We start from the raw sequence: 14,796 nt of genomic DNA, 5'->3' as shown, positions 1-14,796 counted from the left end.
GGCCCCCCCCCCGCCGTATCCGTACCGCTGTCCGTACGGCGCCTCCGCAGCGCCGTCTCCGCACGCGCCCTACATCGCGGCGAACGCCGCCCCCAACAACACCGCCCCGAACAAGCCCATCACCCACGCCGTACGCCGCAGCCGCATCCCCCCGGCCACCACCAGCGCCGCCAGCAACAACGAGCCCGCAAACGGCACCCAGGCATGCAGGATCCCCGCCACCCCGGTCCGCACCGCATGCGTCGTGCCCGGTTCGAGGGTCACCTCGACCCGCTCACCCTTCTCCGGGGCCGCCGCATGCGCGATCGACACCTTCGGCCGCGGCTTGCCGTCCCCCGCCGTCGGCACATACGGGCCCGTGCACTGTTTGCCCTGGCACGCCTTCACCGTCATCGTGCCGCGCTCGCGCGCCTTGACGAGCATCGCGTACTGCGCGGTGTTCCACGACGTCCACACACCCGCCACCAGCAACAGCAGCGCCAGCAGCCCCATCAGCCCGATCCTGGCGACAAGCAACGCCCCAACGGCGCGCTCCCCCAACCGACGGGTGCGACTACGTCTGACCGAACTGGTGCGCGTACTGCTCTTGGGCATGGCGGCGATCCTTGGCCATCTCCCGCCGCCGGTCAACCTCGCGGGTACGGTTCGTCAGCCCCTGCCCCGAACCGTCCCCTTCGCCAACCCGAATTCGCCCACCCGATTACGAGTTGTACGTACCCTGCGCCCGCTCCAGCCCCTCCACGACCAATGCCTCCACCGCATCCGCCGCCCGGTCCACGAAATACGCCAGCTCCTTGCGCTCCGCCGACGAGAAATCCTTCAGCACGAAATCCGCCACCGGCATCCGTCCCGGAGGACGCCCGATCCCGAACCGCACCCGGTGATACTCCGCCCCCAGCGACTTCGTGATCGACTTCAGGCCGTTATGGCCATTGTCGCCACCACCCAGCTTCAGCCGCAGCACACCGTAATCAATATCCAGCTCATCGTGCACGGCAATGAGACGGGCGGTCGGCACCTTGTAGAAATCCCGCAACGCCGTCGTCGGACCGCCCGACAGATTCATGAACGACATCGGCTTCGCCACGACCACCCGGCGGCTCCCCGGACCCGGCGAACCGATTCGCCCCTCGACCACCTGCGCCCGCGCCTTGTGCGCCTTGAAACGGCCGCCCATCCGCTCCGCCAGAAGATCCGCGACCATGAAACCGACGTTGTGCCGATTACCCGCGTACTCCGAACCCGGATTCCCCAGCCCCACAATCAGCCAGGGACCGTCCGCAGCCACACCCGTATCCGTCATCTGTCTCTCCCTCAACGACGCGACCGCCGCCCCGCGCTCGGCAAGCGCGGAACGGCGGTCACAGAAGTATCCCGGCGAACCCTACGATCAGGCCTGGGCCGCGGCCTCGCCCTCGCCGGCCTCCTCGGCCGGAGCCTCGGCCTGCGCCGCGACGACCTGGAGCACGACCGCGTCCTCCTCGACGGCCAGCGACGAACCGGCCGGCAGCACGACGTCCTTGGCCAGCACCGACGCACCGGAGTCCAGACCGGCGATCGACACCGTGACCGACTCGGGCAGGTGGGTGGCCTCGGCCTCGATCGGCAGGGTGTTCAGCACGTGCTCGAGCAGGTTGCCGCCGGCGGCCAGCTCGCCCTCGGTCACGATCGGGACCTCGACGGTGACCTTCTCGCCCTTCTTGACGGCCAGGAAGTCCACGTGCACCAGGAAGCCGCGAATGGCCTCACGCTGCACGGCCTTGGGGATCACCAGCTCGCTGCCGCCGTCCAGCTCCAGGCGGATCAGCACGTTCGGGGTCTTCAGGGCCATCATCAGCGCGTGGCTGTCGATCGCCACGTGCTGCGGGTCCGCACCGTGACCGTAGATAACCGCGGGAACCTTGTTCTCGCGACGGGTCTGGCGGGCAGCGCCCTTACCGAAGTTGGTGCGGACGTCAGCGCTGATCTTGACCTCGGCCATAACTGCACTCCTCGTAACTCAGAAACATCTGGTGGGCGTCACCCGGCCCACGACAGACCTGCTACGAAGAGCGCGTCGATAACGGACAGCCACCACTAAAGGGCGGCCTCCCTCGCCGAGCAACTCCATGAGTCTACCCGGCGGGAAGGCCGCCCCAAAGTCGATCTACAGCATCCTCACGGATGCGGGCGATCGCCCAACGGCGATCGCGCGACTACTGCTCCTCGAACAGGCTCGTCACCGAACCGTCCTCGAACACCTCACGGATCGCCCGCGCAATCGTCGGCGCCATCGACAGCACCGTGATCTTGTCCAGCTCCAGTTCCGAAGGCGTCGGCAGCGTATTCGTGAACACGAACTCGCTCACCTTCGAATTCTTCAGCCGGTCGGCGGCCGGACCCGACAGCACACCGTGCGTCGCCGTCACGATGACATCCGCCGCACCGTTCGCGAACAGCGCGTCGGCGGCCGCGCAGATCGTGCCGCCCGTGTCGATCATGTCGTCGACCAGGACACACACCCGGTCCTTCACATCGCCGACCACCTCATGCACGGTGACCTGGTTCGCCACGTCCTTGTCACGCCGCTTGTGGACGATCGCCAGCGGCGCACCCAGACGGTCGCACCAGCGGTCCGCGACCCGCACCCGGCCGGCGTCCGGCGAAACCACCGTCAGCTTCTCCCGGTCCACCTTCGCGCCCACGTAATCCGCAAGAACCGGCAGCGCAAAAAGGTGATCCACGGGGCCGTCGAAGAAGCCCATGATCTGGTCCGTGTGCAGATCCACCGTCACCACACGGTCCGCACCCGCGGTCTTCATCAAATCCGCGATCAGTCGCGCCGAAATCGGCTCCCGGCCACGGTGCTTCTTGTCCTGGCGCGCATAACCGTAGAACGGAACGACCACAGTGATGCTGCGAGCCGAAGCCCGCTTCAGCGCATCAAGCATGATCAGCTGCTCCATGATCCACTTATTGATCGGAGCCGTGTGGCTCTGAATCAAAAAGCAGTCCGCACCGCGCGCCGACTCCTGGTAGCGCACATAGATCTCACCATTGGCGAAGTCGAACGCCTTTGTCGGGACCAGGCTCACGCCCAGCTGGTGCGCGACCTCCTCGGCCAGCTCGGGGTGGGCGCGGCCGGAGAAGAGCATCAGCTTCTTCTCGCCGGTCGTCTTGATCCCGGTCACAGCAAATCTCCTCGAATCACAGTTTGCGTGCGCTCATCACGGTACGCCCCGCACGGTGCACCACCAGCACGATCAACGCTCGCCCTCGGACTCCTGGCGAGCAGCCGCAGCAGCCTGCGCGGCGGCACTTCCGGGCCGCTTGCGCGCGACCCAGCCCTCGATATTCCGCTGCTGGCCACGCGCGACCGCCAGCGAACCCGGGGGCACATCCTTGGTAATGACCGAGCCGGCCGCCGTATAGGCGCCGTCCCCGATCGTGACAGGAGCCACAAACATGTTGTCCGACCCCGTCTTGCAATGCGAACCGACCGTCGTGTGGTGCTTCGCCTCACCGTCGTAATTCACAAAGACGCTCGCCGCGCCGATGTTGGAGTACTCGCCGATCGTCGCATCCCCCACGTAGGAGAGATGCGGCACCTTCGTACCTTCCCCGATCGACGCGTTCTTCATCTCCACATACGTCCCGGCCTTCGACTTCGAGCCAAGATCCGTCCCCGGACGCAGATACGCATACGGCCCGACATTCGCGCCGTCGCCGATCCGCGCACCCTCCGCCACCGCGAAGGACACCACGGCGCCCGCACCGACGACCGTGTCCGTGATCCGTGAATGCGGCCCGACCTCCGCACCACCGCCGACACGCGTGGCGCCGAGCAGCTGAGTCCCCGGGTGCACCACCGCATCCGGCTCGAACTCCACCGACACATCCACCCACGTCGACGCCGGATCCACGACCGTCACGCCGGCCAGCATCGCCCGCTCCAGCAGCCGCTCATTGAGCAGCCGGCGCGCCTCGGCCAGCTGCACCCGGTTGTTGATCCCCAGAATCTCCCGGTGATCATCCGCCACGGCCGCACCCACCCGGTGTCCCGCCGCACGCACGATCCCCAGCACATCGGTCAGGTACTCCTCGCCCTGACTGTTGTCCGTACGGACCTGGCCCAGCGCCTCCACCAGCAACTTCGCGTCGAACGCGAACACCCCGGAATTGATCTCCCGGATCCCGCGCTGCGCGTCGTCGGCGTCCTTGTGCTCCACGATCGCGGTGACGGCGCCCGTCACCTCGTCCCGCACGATCCGCCCGTAACCCGTCGCGTCCGGCACCTCGGCGGACAGCACGGTGACGGCGTTCTTGTCGGCCGCGTGCGTATCGCTCAGCCGGCCGAGGGTCTCGCCGGTCAGCAGCGGGGTGTCACCGCATACGACGATGACCGTGCCGTCGAGCGCGATGCCATCGGCGGCCAGCTCCTCCAGCCCCATGCGCACGGCGTGACCGGTGCCGAGCTGCTCGTCCTGCACGGCGGTACGGACGGCCGGATCGACCTCGGCGAGATGCGCCCGCACCTGCTCACGGGCATGGCCGACGACCACGACGAGGTGTTCGGGGTCCAGCTCACGGGAGGCGGCGACGACATGCCCCACGAGGGAGCGGCCACAGATCGCATGCAGGACCTTGGGGGTCGCCGACTTCATACGGGTGCCCTCACCCGCTGCGAGAACGACGACGGCTGCCGGGCGGTTGGCGCTCACGGGGATGCCCTTCGGCTTCTTGGCTACTTCGGGTGGTGGTCATCCGAAGGATACCGGGGCGTTCGGTGGGCGAAACGACGGCGGGTCCTGACCTTGTGGTCAGGACCCGGAGATTGCCTGGTGGTGGCGGTTGCTCCCCTGCCAGGACTCGAACCCGGACATAAGGCACCAAAAGCCTCAGTGCTGCCAATTACACCACAGGGGATAGCGAAGCGGTCCATACCGGACATTGCGTCAGGCTGGCCGCTCGGCACCCAACACTATGCCGTACCAGCAGCCTTCGATGCGACGGTATAGCTCGGCGCTCTGTGTCACGTAGATCGTCGGGCGGCCGCGGGACGTCTCGACTCCGGCGAACCGGGTGGTGTTCGTCACGGCGCGGAAGAGCCGGGAATGCGGGCCATTTGCTGGTTCGGCCGATATGTGGCCGTAGGGGCGTGTAATGGGCCTGACGTGTGGCGGGGCACTCGCCGGGGAGGGCGGGATGGGCGCCCGTACGCTGGTCGGTATGAGCGTGACGGGGGCAAGGGAAAGTGCGGGGGCGCGGGGAGCGCCCGGGGACGGGCCGTGGTGGTGGGCGCGGCGGCGCAGTGCCGTGCTGGATGTGGTGCTGGCGGCGCTGTCGACGGTGGAGTGTGTCGTCGAGGGCGTGCCGTTTGCGCATGGGGCGGGGCTGCCGGAGTGGGTCGGGATGGCGCTCGGCCTGGTCGTGGGGCCGGTGTTGCTGGTGCGGCGTCGGTGGCCCGTGGTGGTGGTGCTGGCGTCGATTGCGGTGATGCCGGCGGAGATGGGTGCGCTGCTGGGTGTGGTGGGGCTGTACACGCTGGCGGCGTCGGATGTGCCGCGGCGGATCACGGCGTTGCTGGCCGGGATGACGGTGGTCGGGACGCTGGTGACGACCTACGTCAGCATGCAGCAGGACGTGGCGCGCGAGGAGACCTTCAATCCGCCGGTGTGGTTCGTGCCGGTGATGGCGGTCGCGGTGGGGCTGGTGATGACGGCTCCGCCGGTGCTGTGGGGCCTGTACATCGGGGCGCGGCGGCGGCTGGTGGAGAGCCTGCGGGAGCGCGCGGACGGTCTGGAGCGTGAGCTGTCGTTGCTGGCGGACCGGGCCGAGGAGCGGGCGGAGTGGGCCCGTAACGAGGAGCGGACGCGGATCGCGCGCGAGATGCACGACGTGGTGGCGCACCGGGTGAGTCTGATGGTGGTGCATGCGGCGGCGTTGCAGGCGGTGGCGCTGAAGGATCCGGAGAAGGCGTCGAAGAATGCCGCGCTGGTGGGGGACATGGGGCGGCAGGCGCTGACGGAGCTGCGCGAGATGCTGGGGGTTTTGCGTACGGCGGACGGTGCGGCACCGGTGCGCGCCGCGGCGGGGCCGGACGAGCCGGAGCGGTTGGCTGCGGTGGCGAGCGAGGCCGCTCGTCGGGCGGAGCCGGAGGCGGGGGCGATGCCGGCCGAGGCGGACGGCGACGGGCCGTCGCTGGCCGAGCTGGCGGATCTGGTGGGGCAGTCGCGGGCGGCCGGTATGGCGGTGGTGCTGTCGGTCGAGGGGGCGGATGGCGCCACGGCGGGGCGGTCGTATGCGGCGGGGGTGGAGCAGACCGTCTACCGGGTGGTGCAGGAGGCGCTGACGAATGTGCACAAGCATGCGCCGGGCGCGCGGGCGCGGGTGCGGCTGGCGCATCGGGGCGACGAGGTCGCGGTGCAGGTGGAGAACGGTCCGTCGGAGCGGGGGGCGGCGGATGCGGGGTTGCCCAGCGGGGGCAACGGCCTGGTGGGGATGCGGGAGCGGGTGACCGCCCTGGGGGGCGTGTTCGTGTCGGGGCCGACGGAGGCGGGCGGCTTCCGGGTGTCGGCGGTGGTGCCGGTGGGGGCGGCCGGCGCCGGCGGGTGAGGTAAGGCCCGTACTGGCGGCGGTTCGGGCCGGGGCCGGGGGAGTCTGCTCGGCTCCCGGGAGCTGCGGCACGGCCGGTGGCCGGGTGCCCCGTGCGGTGTCAGCCCTGTGTCGCGACGCCCAGGCGGGAGGGCCGGGTGCCCAGGACGAGGGTGCTCAGGGCCGTGTCGAGGTCGGGGCCGAGGTACCAGTCGCCGGTGTGGTCGAGGCTGTAGATGCGGCCCTGGGTGTCGATGGCGAGGACGGCCTGGGCGGTGGGGGTGCCGCCGTGGGCGTCGGGGATTTCTTCCTGGCCGAGGGGGGCGACGCCGGTGTCCAGGGCGCGGCCGAGATCGCCGAGGGTGCGGGCGAGGTGGAGGCCGTGGAGGGGGTCGACGGTGAAGGGGGTGGGGGCGATGTGGCGGCCGGGGCCGGTGCCGGTGATCGTCAGGCCGCCGAATTCCGCCCAGGCTTCGACGGCGGCGGCGAAGACGGTGTGACGGTGGCCGGCGGGGGAGGTGTGGGCGCGCAGGGTGTCGGCCCAGTGTTCGGCCTGCTTTATGTCCCAGCGGCCCGGCTGCCAGCCGGCTTCCTGGAGGGCGACGTCGACGGCGGCGGGGAAGCGGGTGGAGCCGGCGCGGTCGCGGGCGGGGGACTGCGGGGCGGGGACGGTCGGCATGGTGGCGGTCAGCTCCCGGTGGGCGTCGTGCCGTCGATGGGCATGACGCCGAAGTGGGCGAGGAGGGCGTCGCAGGAGCGGCAGGGCGGGGCGTAGCTGCCGTGCCGGGGGTCGCCGTCCTCGCGGATATGGCGTGCGGTGATCTTGGAGTGTTTCAGGGAGCGGCGGGCTTCGCCGTTGGTGAGGGGTTTGCGGGCGGCGCGTTTGCTGCGGCCGGACTCGACCGCGGTGAGGTGGCGGGAGAGGAGGACGGCCTCGGGACATCGGCCGGTGAAGCGTTCGCGTTGTGCGGTGCCGAGGGTGTCGAGGAAGTCCTGGACGAGGGGGTGCAGGGTGGGGGGCTGCTCCGCCTTGCTCGCCGTACAGGTCAGGGTTTGTCCGCGTACCGACAAGGCGGCGCCGACGGTGGGGAGGATGCCGTCGCGGCGGTGGGCGAGGACCGGGGCGCGGTCGGCGTCGGCGGTGGCGCTCCAGCCGATGCGAGGGTCGCCGGTGGCGCTGCTGTGCTGATGTGCGGTGGTGCTCATTGTTGGTGCTTTCCCTCCCTGCAATCCCCCGGCTGCGGAGTCAGACTGCCAAATGTGCTGGGTGTTGCGGTAGTCGGGCCTGCTGTCGGAGATGTCACTGATGTGTGACGGTCCGTCGGCTGCGGGGAAACAGGGCTGGTCGGCGGGGTGGCTTACGACGGTCGGGGGACCGTGCGGCGGCGGGTGAGGGTGGCGTGTCGGCGGGCTGACGCGGGGCGGCCGGGGGCGGCGGGAGGGTGTTGCGGCACGGCATAGGCTGTGCCCCAAACCCAGATCCAGCCAGGGGGCAACCGCGATGACGACAGGTCGGCTCGGGCAGCAGCATGCCGCGCCACCGAATTCGGCCTACGCCGGGCAGATCGTGCATTTCCCGGATCCGGTGCGTGCCGCCCGTCATCCCGCGGGAGTGCGGGTGGACGCGAACGGCTTCCCGGTGTTCACGCCGTATGCGCGGGCGGCGGCGGAGATCGCCGAGCCGCCGGAGGGCTTCGGCGTCGACGAGCTGCGGTTGACGGACTATGTGTCGGCGAATGCGGCGCTGCATGCGCAGGGGCACGAGCTGTGGATAGACGTTCCGTCGGTGGCGACGCCGCACGGCTGGACCTGGCATCACGTACCCGGTACGCGGCGCCTGGAGCTGATTCCCGTCGAGGTCAAGGCGCTGCTGCGGCATCACGGCGGGCTGGCGACGGCGGCGGTGGAGCACGACAAACGCGGCACGCGGCCGTTGCAGGAGACGCGGCCGGCGCATTTCGCGGTGCCGCGGCGGGAGCTGGCGGTGAGCGAGGAGCAGGTGGCGCAGGCCGAGGAGGCGCTCGGCTACCGGCTGCCGGGCGCCTACCGCGCGTTCCTGAAGGCGGCGGGCGGATGCGCGACGGTGGGCGCGGCGCTCGACGCGGAGCTGGGGCTGCTGGTCGATCAGCCGTTCTTCGCGGTGCGCGACGATGCGGCCGTCAATGACCTCGTCTACATCAACAAATGTCTGCGCGACCACTTCACCAAGGACTATCTGGGCGTGGCGTTCGTCCAGGGCGGGGTGGTCGCGGTGAAGGTGCGCGGCGAGGCCCCGGGGTCGGTGTGGTTCTGCCCGTACGACGACGCCCGGGACCAGGACGGATGGACGGTGCAGGAGCGGGTCGAGCGGCTGCTGCTGCCCTGCGGCGCCGATTTCGACGACTTCCTCCAGCGGCTGGCGGGCAATCCGCCGGAGCTGGAGACCGTGGCGAACCTGATGGTGGACGGCGGCTTCGCGCACGCCGTCCCGGTGGAGGGGTGAACGCGCGATGGTGACGTTCGCGCAGGCGCAGGAGCGCGCGGAGCGCTGGGTCAACGGCGAGGTGCCGGCGCAGCAGCACCGCGAGGTGCGGGTGCGGGAGTTCGCTCTGGGGTTCGTGGCCTGGGCGGAGGACCGCGAGGGGGGTCCCCCCGGTGCCGAAGGCTCTGGGGGAGGTCCGGCCACCGATGGCGGCCGGGCCCGGCTGGTGATCGCCCGGGACAGCGGGGAGACGACGCTGTGGCCGGGGCTGCCGGTCGGCGAGGTGATCCGGCGGTACGAGGAGGAGTACGGCGCTCCGGCGGACGGCGGGCACGGGGCGGCCGAACCGCCGCCGCAGCGGGTGGACCTGGAGGCCACATCGTTCCTGCTGACGCCGCCGGAGTGGCTCCAGGAGGCGGCGGACGCGATAGGGCTCCAGGGCCGGGGGCGGGGGAGCGGGGGGTCGGGGGCTTCGTCTCCGTCTCCGTCTTCGTCTCCGTCTCCGTCTCCGTCTTCGGCTGCGTCACCGTCTGCGGCTGTGTCTCCGTCTGCGTCTTCGGCGCCTGCCGCGTCGTCGGGTCCGTCACCGGCTGCTTCGGCACCGGCTGCTTCGTCCGCCGCGGCCACCCCGGCGACCCCCTGGGCCGAGGCCGACACCACCGGCGACGACGCGGCCGAGGACCGTTCGGTGGGGCTGCCCGAGACGGTGTTCGCGGCGCCGCTGACCGAGTTCTCCGACGCGCTGGCCGAGCACTCCGAATCGGACGACACCCCGCCGCCGCGCTCGCTCCCCGATGCCAAGACCGAACTCCTCCAGAGCGGCGTCCAGTTGCCGCGTACGCAGGTCGCACCGGCGCTGGACGCGTCGGAGGGCGGCGCCGCGGGAGCGCCGGACGGCCGTCCCGGCGGGCTGCCCGCGCCGCCTCCCATGCCGCCCGCGCCGCCCGGCTCCCCGGCACTGTCCGATCTGCCGCCGCCTTCGGGCGCGCCCATCGCCGACGTCCCTCCTCCGCCGGGCGTCCCCGGCCCCGGCATGCCGCCGCCTCCGCCGGGCGCCGGCGGCCCCGGTATGCCTCCGCCGCCCCCGCCCGCTGCGGGCGGCGGGGTGCACGCGGCGGCGACCATGATGGCCGACGGTTCCGGGCTGCCCGGAAACGCCGGGAACGCCGGGAACGTTGGGAATACGGGGAACGCCGGAAGCGGCAGGCAGGGCGGTGCCGCCGGTCCGCCGCCGCCCCCCGGCGCGCCCGGTATGCCCGGTGCGGGCCGGGCCGGGCAGCGTCCCGACCCCGCACAGATCGCCGACGCCGCGACGGGCAAGGCCGAGGCCCGGCCGTCCGGTCCCGGCACGCCCGGTGCGCCGGCCGGCGGCTATGTTCCCACTCAGCTGGTCTCGCAGCTGGACGCCGCGGACCTGGACCTGAGCGCGGTGGACGGGCCGCAGCCGGACGACTCCGACGGAACGCCGGGTCCCGGAACCCCGCCGCCCGCGCCGCCGGCCGCCGGTGGGGTGCACGCCGCCGCGACGATGCTCGCCGACGGCGCGGCCCTTCAGGCAAGCCTGGGCGGCGGGGCCGGTACGGGGTCCGTACCGCACCCGCCGTCTCCCCCCGGTACGCCGGGCGCACCCAAGCCGCCGGGCTCGCCGGGCATGCCCGGCGCGCCGAAGCCGCCGGGCCCGCCCGGCAGGCCGGGTGCGGGCGGCCAGGGCGGCCCGCCACCGCCGTCCGCTCCGCCCGCCCCCGGTGGTGCGGGGGGCGGCGGGGTGCACGCCGCCGCCACGATGCTCGCCGACGGCGCGGCCCTCAGCATGCCCGGCGGCCCGGGAGCACCTGGAGCCCCGGGAGCACCTGGAGTGCCTGGCACACCCGGCGCCCCGGGAGTCCCCGGGGGCCCCGGGCCCGCCCCCGCGCCGGGCATGCCCCCGGCCGCACCCCCGCCGCCGCCCGGCCCCGGCATGCCTCCGCACGCCGGCCCCGGCCCCGTACCGCCACCGGGCGCCCCCACGGGCCCGCCCGGCGCACCCGTACCCGGCGCCCCAGGTGGGCCGGGCGCATACGGCTACCCCCAGGCCCCGGGCGGCCAGCCGACCGTCGGCCCCGGCTACATGGCCGTACTCAGCTACCGCGCCCCCGACGGCGCCGAGCAGAAGATCGTGCGCCGCTCCGCGCCCGGTACGCCGCACCCGGAGTGGCAGCTGCTGCACGAGCTGCGCGGGATGAACATTCCGCCGCAGCAGGTGCTGGAGCTGCACACCGAGCTGGAGTCCTGCGACCTGCCCGGCGGCTACTGCGCCCGGATGATCCGCGAGACCTGGCCGCAGGTGCGCATCAGCCACACCGCCGCCTACGGCACGGACCACGCCTCGCGCCAGCAGGGCGTACGGCATCTGGTCGAGCACCAGGGCGAACTGCACCAGGTGGCGGACGGCCCGGCGCGGCCGGCGCCGGTGCGGGTGCCGCTGCCGCATCCCTCGCAGGTGCCGCCGGTGCCTCCGGTGCCGCCGCAGGTGATCGGGCAGGAGCTGGAGCAGTCCTTCGGGCCGCAGGGGATATTCCGCTTCGACCAGCGGGCGGTCTCCCGGCAAGGAGTGCCCGAGGTGGTCGCCCAGATGCTGGTGTGGGCGGGGCTGCCGGTCGACTTCGGGCCGTTCTTCTGGGCGCAGGCGCAGCCGGGCCGCCCGGTGCCGACGCTGGCGGAGCTGGCGACGGAACGGCGGGTCCAGCCCGCCGCGGACGCCGGCTCGTACCTCGTCATGGGCAACGACTTCGGCCGTCAGCTGTGCGTCCAGTACGGGACCGCGAACATCGTGGCCGTCCCGCTGGAGGCCGCACCGGGCGGGCAGCCCGCCGTGCCGCAGTTCGTCAACAGCGGGCTGCCGGAGTTCGTGCGCTGCCTGGCGATGCTGGGGCGGATGTGGCGCCTGCGCTTCGGGCTGACACCGGAACAGGCGGGCCGCTGGACCGTCGACTTCCAGGCCCAGCTGGTCGCCCTGGACCCCCCGGCCCTCGGCTCGCCGGAGACGTGGTGGTCGGTGCTGCTGGAGCAGATGTGGGACGGGTTGCTGTAGTGGCGGGGGCGGGGGTGGCGGTCCCTTAAGGGTCGTTCGAACGGATCCCCTAAGGGTCGCGAGCGCCCCTTGCAGACCCCTACCCGGCGGGGCAGCGGAACACGCGGTGGCGGCTTCCGCGACCGGCGGGCGCCGCCTTCCGCGACCGGCGGGCGCCGGCCTGCTCGACCTGCGCCGCGCCGTCGTCGCCCCCACCATGCCTACATGGCACACATAGGGCAGCCGTCCTCATCGCCCTCGCCGTCCTCCGTCGCCGTCCATCGGGCCGGGCGCGGGCCGCGGCGTCGGCGGCGGGGTCGGGGGTCGTGGCGGCGGCGGATTCTCGCGGTGCTGCTGGCGCTGGTGGTGCTGGCGGCGGCGGGCGGGGTGGCGCTGTACGGATGGGCGGCGGAGCGCGTACGGCATGCGGGCGCGCTGGCCGACTACGCCGGGCGCCCGCCCCCGGGCAAGGGGACGAACTGGCTGCTGATCGGCTCCGACAGCCGCGCCGCGCTGTCACCCGAGCAGCGCAAGGACCTGCACGTGGGCAATGACACGGTCCGCAACACCGACACGATCATGGTGCTGCACTCCGGCCGGCACGGCCCGTATCTGGTCAGTCTGCCGCGCGACAGCTATGTACGGGTGCCGGGGCACGGCCGGGCGAAGATCAATGCGGCGTATGCGCAGGGCGGGCCGCGGCTGTTGGCGCGTACGGTCGAACAGGCGACGGGGCTGCGCGTCGACCGCTATGCCGAGGTGAACTTCCTGGGCGTGGTGCGGCTGGTGGACGCGCTGGGCCGGGTGCGGCTGTGTCTGGACCGGCCGCTGCGCGATGCGCATTCCGGGGCCGATTTCGCGGCGGGCTGCCACCGGATGGACGGGCGGCAGGCGCTGGCTTTCGTACGGGCCCGCTATGCGGACCCGCAGGGTGACCTCGGACGGGTGAAGCGGCAGCGGCAGCTGATCGGGGCGGTGGCGGAGGAGATGCTGGCGCCCGGCGTGCTGCTCGATCCGTCCCGGCTGCTGCCGGTCGGCGGCGCCGGGCTGTCCGCGCTCGCCGTCGACAACGCTTCGGGAACGCCCGAACTGCTGGCCATGGCTTGGTCGATGAAGGAGGTCGCCCAGGGCGGCGGCGCGGCGGTCACCGTCCCGGTGGCGGCTCCCGGCGTGGCGATGGGCGCCGCCGGCGACGTCCTGCTCTGGAACACGGACGGCGCAAACCGAATATTCGGCGCTTTGCGCGCCGACGAGGCTATTCCGACTTCTGGCACCGATTGACGCATCCTTGTGTGGGAGAGGGGTGAAGTGTCGCGATAGGGCGGCTTCGGGCCGATCCAGAAAAGGGGCTTTGAGGGATGAGTGCTTCGGTTTCGCCGCACGGGTTCGAGACCGTACGAGGACGCGGCTATCGGCCGGAGGACGTCGACCGGCGGGTGGAAGAGGTCTCAATAGACCGTGACGCCTGCTGGGAGCGGGCCGCGCGGCTGACCGTGCTCTGCAACGAGATGGACGCGGAGCTGGCGGAACTTCAGGAGCAGGTGGCCAAGCTGCCGCCGCAGACCTTCGAGGGCCTGGGCGACCAGGCCCGGCTGCTCCTGACGACCGCTCAGTCGGAGGCGGACCGGCTGCGGGCCGAGGCGGAAACCGCAGGGGAGCGGCTCCGCGACGAGGCGATGGCGTACGCCGACCGGCTCCGCGACCAGGAGCAGACGGCGGCGCGGGAGCTGCGGGCCGAGGCGGAGGAGTACGGGCGGCGGACCGAGGAGGCGGCGCGGAAACAGGCCGCCGAACTGGCCGCCGAGGCGGCCCAGGACGCCGAGCAGTGGCGCGCCGAGGCGGCCGCGGTGCTCACCGAGATGCGTCAGCGCACCGAGCAGATGTGGCACGAGGAGGAGAACCGGCAGGCCGAGGAGTGGGACGTGGCCGGGCGCGAACTGGCGAAGCTGGAGGCCGAGACGAACCGCCGGGTCGCCGAACTGGACGCCCGCTGCGAGGCCAAGCTCACCGAGCGGCGCCGCGCCCACGCCCGCGTGGAGGAGGCCGCCCGCCACACCGAGGAGGACGCCGCCGACCGCGCCACCGAGATCCTGGCCGAGGCCAAGGTGGAGGCCGACCGGATCGAGCGCGACACGGCCCGGCTGCTGCGCGAACACGAGGAGGAGCGCACCGAGGTCCGGGCCCATATGGCGCATGTGCGCAACAGCCTGGCGGCGCTGACGGGCAAGGACCCGGACGCGCTGGACGACGACGAGCCGGAGCCGGAGCCGGAAGCGCAGGAGCAGCTGCAAAGGGCCACGGAACCGCAGCCGCAGGGGCGGTCACGGGCGGAGAAGGTCACGGAGCCGGAGACGGCGGCGGATGCGGAGTCCGGGAACCGGGCCGGTGAGGGGGAGGAGCACGAACCCGACGGGCGCGAACCCGAGGGCCGGGACGCCGAGGGCCAGGAGGACGTGGGCCGGGAGGACGTGGGCCGTGGCCCCGTAGACGGCGGCCCCGGAGACGGCGGCCAGGGCGACGGTGGATCCGCCGACCGGCGGCCCGGCGGTGCCGCCGACGGCTGCGACCCCGACGGCTGCGACCCCGACAACGAGGACACCCTGGAGACCGAGCTGCCCCGCCTGGAGACGGATCCGGAGACGGAGCCGGACACGGATCCGGACACGGAGGAGGTGCCCCGCGTGGAGGGCTGAACCGGGACGGGGGCCCCGCC

The 14,796-nt window shown here is 72.4% G+C and carries 12 protein-coding genes and 1 tRNA gene; 5 read left to right on the top strand and 8 right to left on the bottom strand.

All coding sequences use genetic code 11. The annotated features are described in order from the left end of the window. Positions 1-69: 69 nt before the first annotated feature. The 6 genes from SNA_RS04320 to SNA_RS04295 form a co-directional block, all read right to left on the bottom strand. Positions 70-594: a hypothetical protein gene (locus tag SNA_RS04320; RefSeq protein WP_030066908.1), complete on the bottom strand. Its 525-nt coding sequence runs from the start codon at positions 592-594 to the stop codon at positions 70-72. 106 nt (positions 595-700) lie between these two features. Further along, positions 701-1,303, bottom strand: a complete 603-nt coding sequence (pth, locus tag SNA_RS04315) for an aminoacyl-tRNA hydrolase (RefSeq protein ID WP_030066907.1) — start codon at positions 1,301-1,303, stop codon at positions 701-703. A gap of 87 nt (positions 1,304-1,390) precedes the next feature. After that, complete coding sequence (locus SNA_RS04310) at positions 1,391-1,981, bottom strand: 50S ribosomal protein L25/general stress protein Ctc (protein WP_030066906.1); 591 nt, start codon at positions 1,979-1,981, stop codon at positions 1,391-1,393. 214 nt (positions 1,982-2,195) lie between these two features. Continuing rightward, positions 2,196-3,170: a ribose-phosphate diphosphokinase gene (locus SNA_RS04305; RefSeq protein WP_030066905.1), complete on the bottom strand. Its 975-nt coding sequence runs from the start codon at positions 3,168-3,170 to the stop codon at positions 2,196-2,198. A 72-nt stretch (positions 3,171-3,242) separates the two neighbouring features. Then, positions 3,243-4,700 carry a bifunctional UDP-N-acetylglucosamine diphosphorylase/glucosamine-1-phosphate N-acetyltransferase GlmU gene (gene glmU, locus SNA_RS04300; RefSeq protein WP_030066904.1) on the bottom strand — a complete coding sequence of 486 codons (1,458 nt, stop codon included), beginning with the start codon at positions 4,698-4,700 and terminating at the stop codon, positions 3,243-3,245. A gap of 133 nt (positions 4,701-4,833) precedes the next feature. After that, a tRNA-Gln gene (locus tag SNA_RS04295) sits at positions 4,834-4,905 on the bottom strand. 303 nt (positions 4,906-5,208) lie between these two features. On the opposite strand from SNA_RS04295, the gene SNA_RS04290 reads away from it, so the two are divergent. Further along, positions 5,209-6,594, top strand: coding sequence for a sensor histidine kinase (locus SNA_RS04290; protein ID WP_037790739.1), 1,386 nt, complete (start codon positions 5,209-5,211; stop codon positions 6,592-6,594). Between the two features lie 100 nt (positions 6,595-6,694). Here the strand turns inward: SNA_RS04290 and SNA_RS04285 are convergent, their stop codons facing one another. Further along, on the bottom strand, positions 6,695-7,252 hold the full coding sequence (locus SNA_RS04285) for an SUKH-3 domain-containing protein (protein WP_030066902.1): 558 nt from the start codon (positions 7,250-7,252) through the stop codon (positions 6,695-6,697). Between the two features lie 8 nt (positions 7,253-7,260). Then, positions 7,261-7,779, bottom strand: a complete 519-nt coding sequence (locus SNA_RS04280; RefSeq protein WP_044363306.1) for a YwqJ-related putative deaminase — start codon at positions 7,777-7,779, stop codon at positions 7,261-7,263. A 295-nt stretch (positions 7,780-8,074) separates the two neighbouring features. Between SNA_RS04280 and SNA_RS04275 the strand changes: the two genes are divergently transcribed. The 4 genes from SNA_RS04275 (at position 8,075) to SNA_RS39145 (ending at position 14,776) form a co-directional block, all read left to right on the top strand. Further along, entirely contained in the window at positions 8,075-9,055 is a 981-nt protein-coding gene (locus SNA_RS04275) for an SMI1/KNR4 family protein (protein ID WP_063752672.1), read from the top strand. A 7-nt stretch (positions 9,056-9,062) separates the two neighbouring features. After that, positions 9,063-12,104: an SUKH-4 family immunity protein gene (locus tag SNA_RS04270; RefSeq protein WP_044363303.1), complete on the top strand. Its 3,042-nt coding sequence runs from the start codon at positions 9,063-9,065 to the stop codon at positions 12,102-12,104. Positions 12,105-12,308: 204 nt separating this feature from the next. Then, a complete protein-coding gene (locus SNA_RS04265; protein WP_078969672.1) occupies positions 12,309-13,364 on the top strand; it encodes an LCP family protein in 1,056 nt (351 codons plus the stop codon). Between the two features lie 77 nt (positions 13,365-13,441). Continuing rightward, positions 13,442-14,776 (top strand): coiled-coil domain-containing protein, encoded by a 1,335-nt coding sequence (locus SNA_RS39145; protein ID WP_198534979.1) that lies wholly within the window; start codon positions 13,442-13,444, stop codon positions 14,774-14,776. The last annotated feature ends 20 nt before the right edge of the window (positions 14,777-14,796 follow it).

This window comes from Streptomyces natalensis ATCC 27448 (genome assembly GCF_000935125.1).
Taxonomy (GTDB): domain Bacteria; phylum Actinomycetota; class Actinomycetes; order Streptomycetales; family Streptomycetaceae; genus Streptomyces; species Streptomyces natalensis.
Note: the sequence above shows the minus strand (reverse complement) of the source record. Positions and strands in the feature narration are given on the sequence as shown.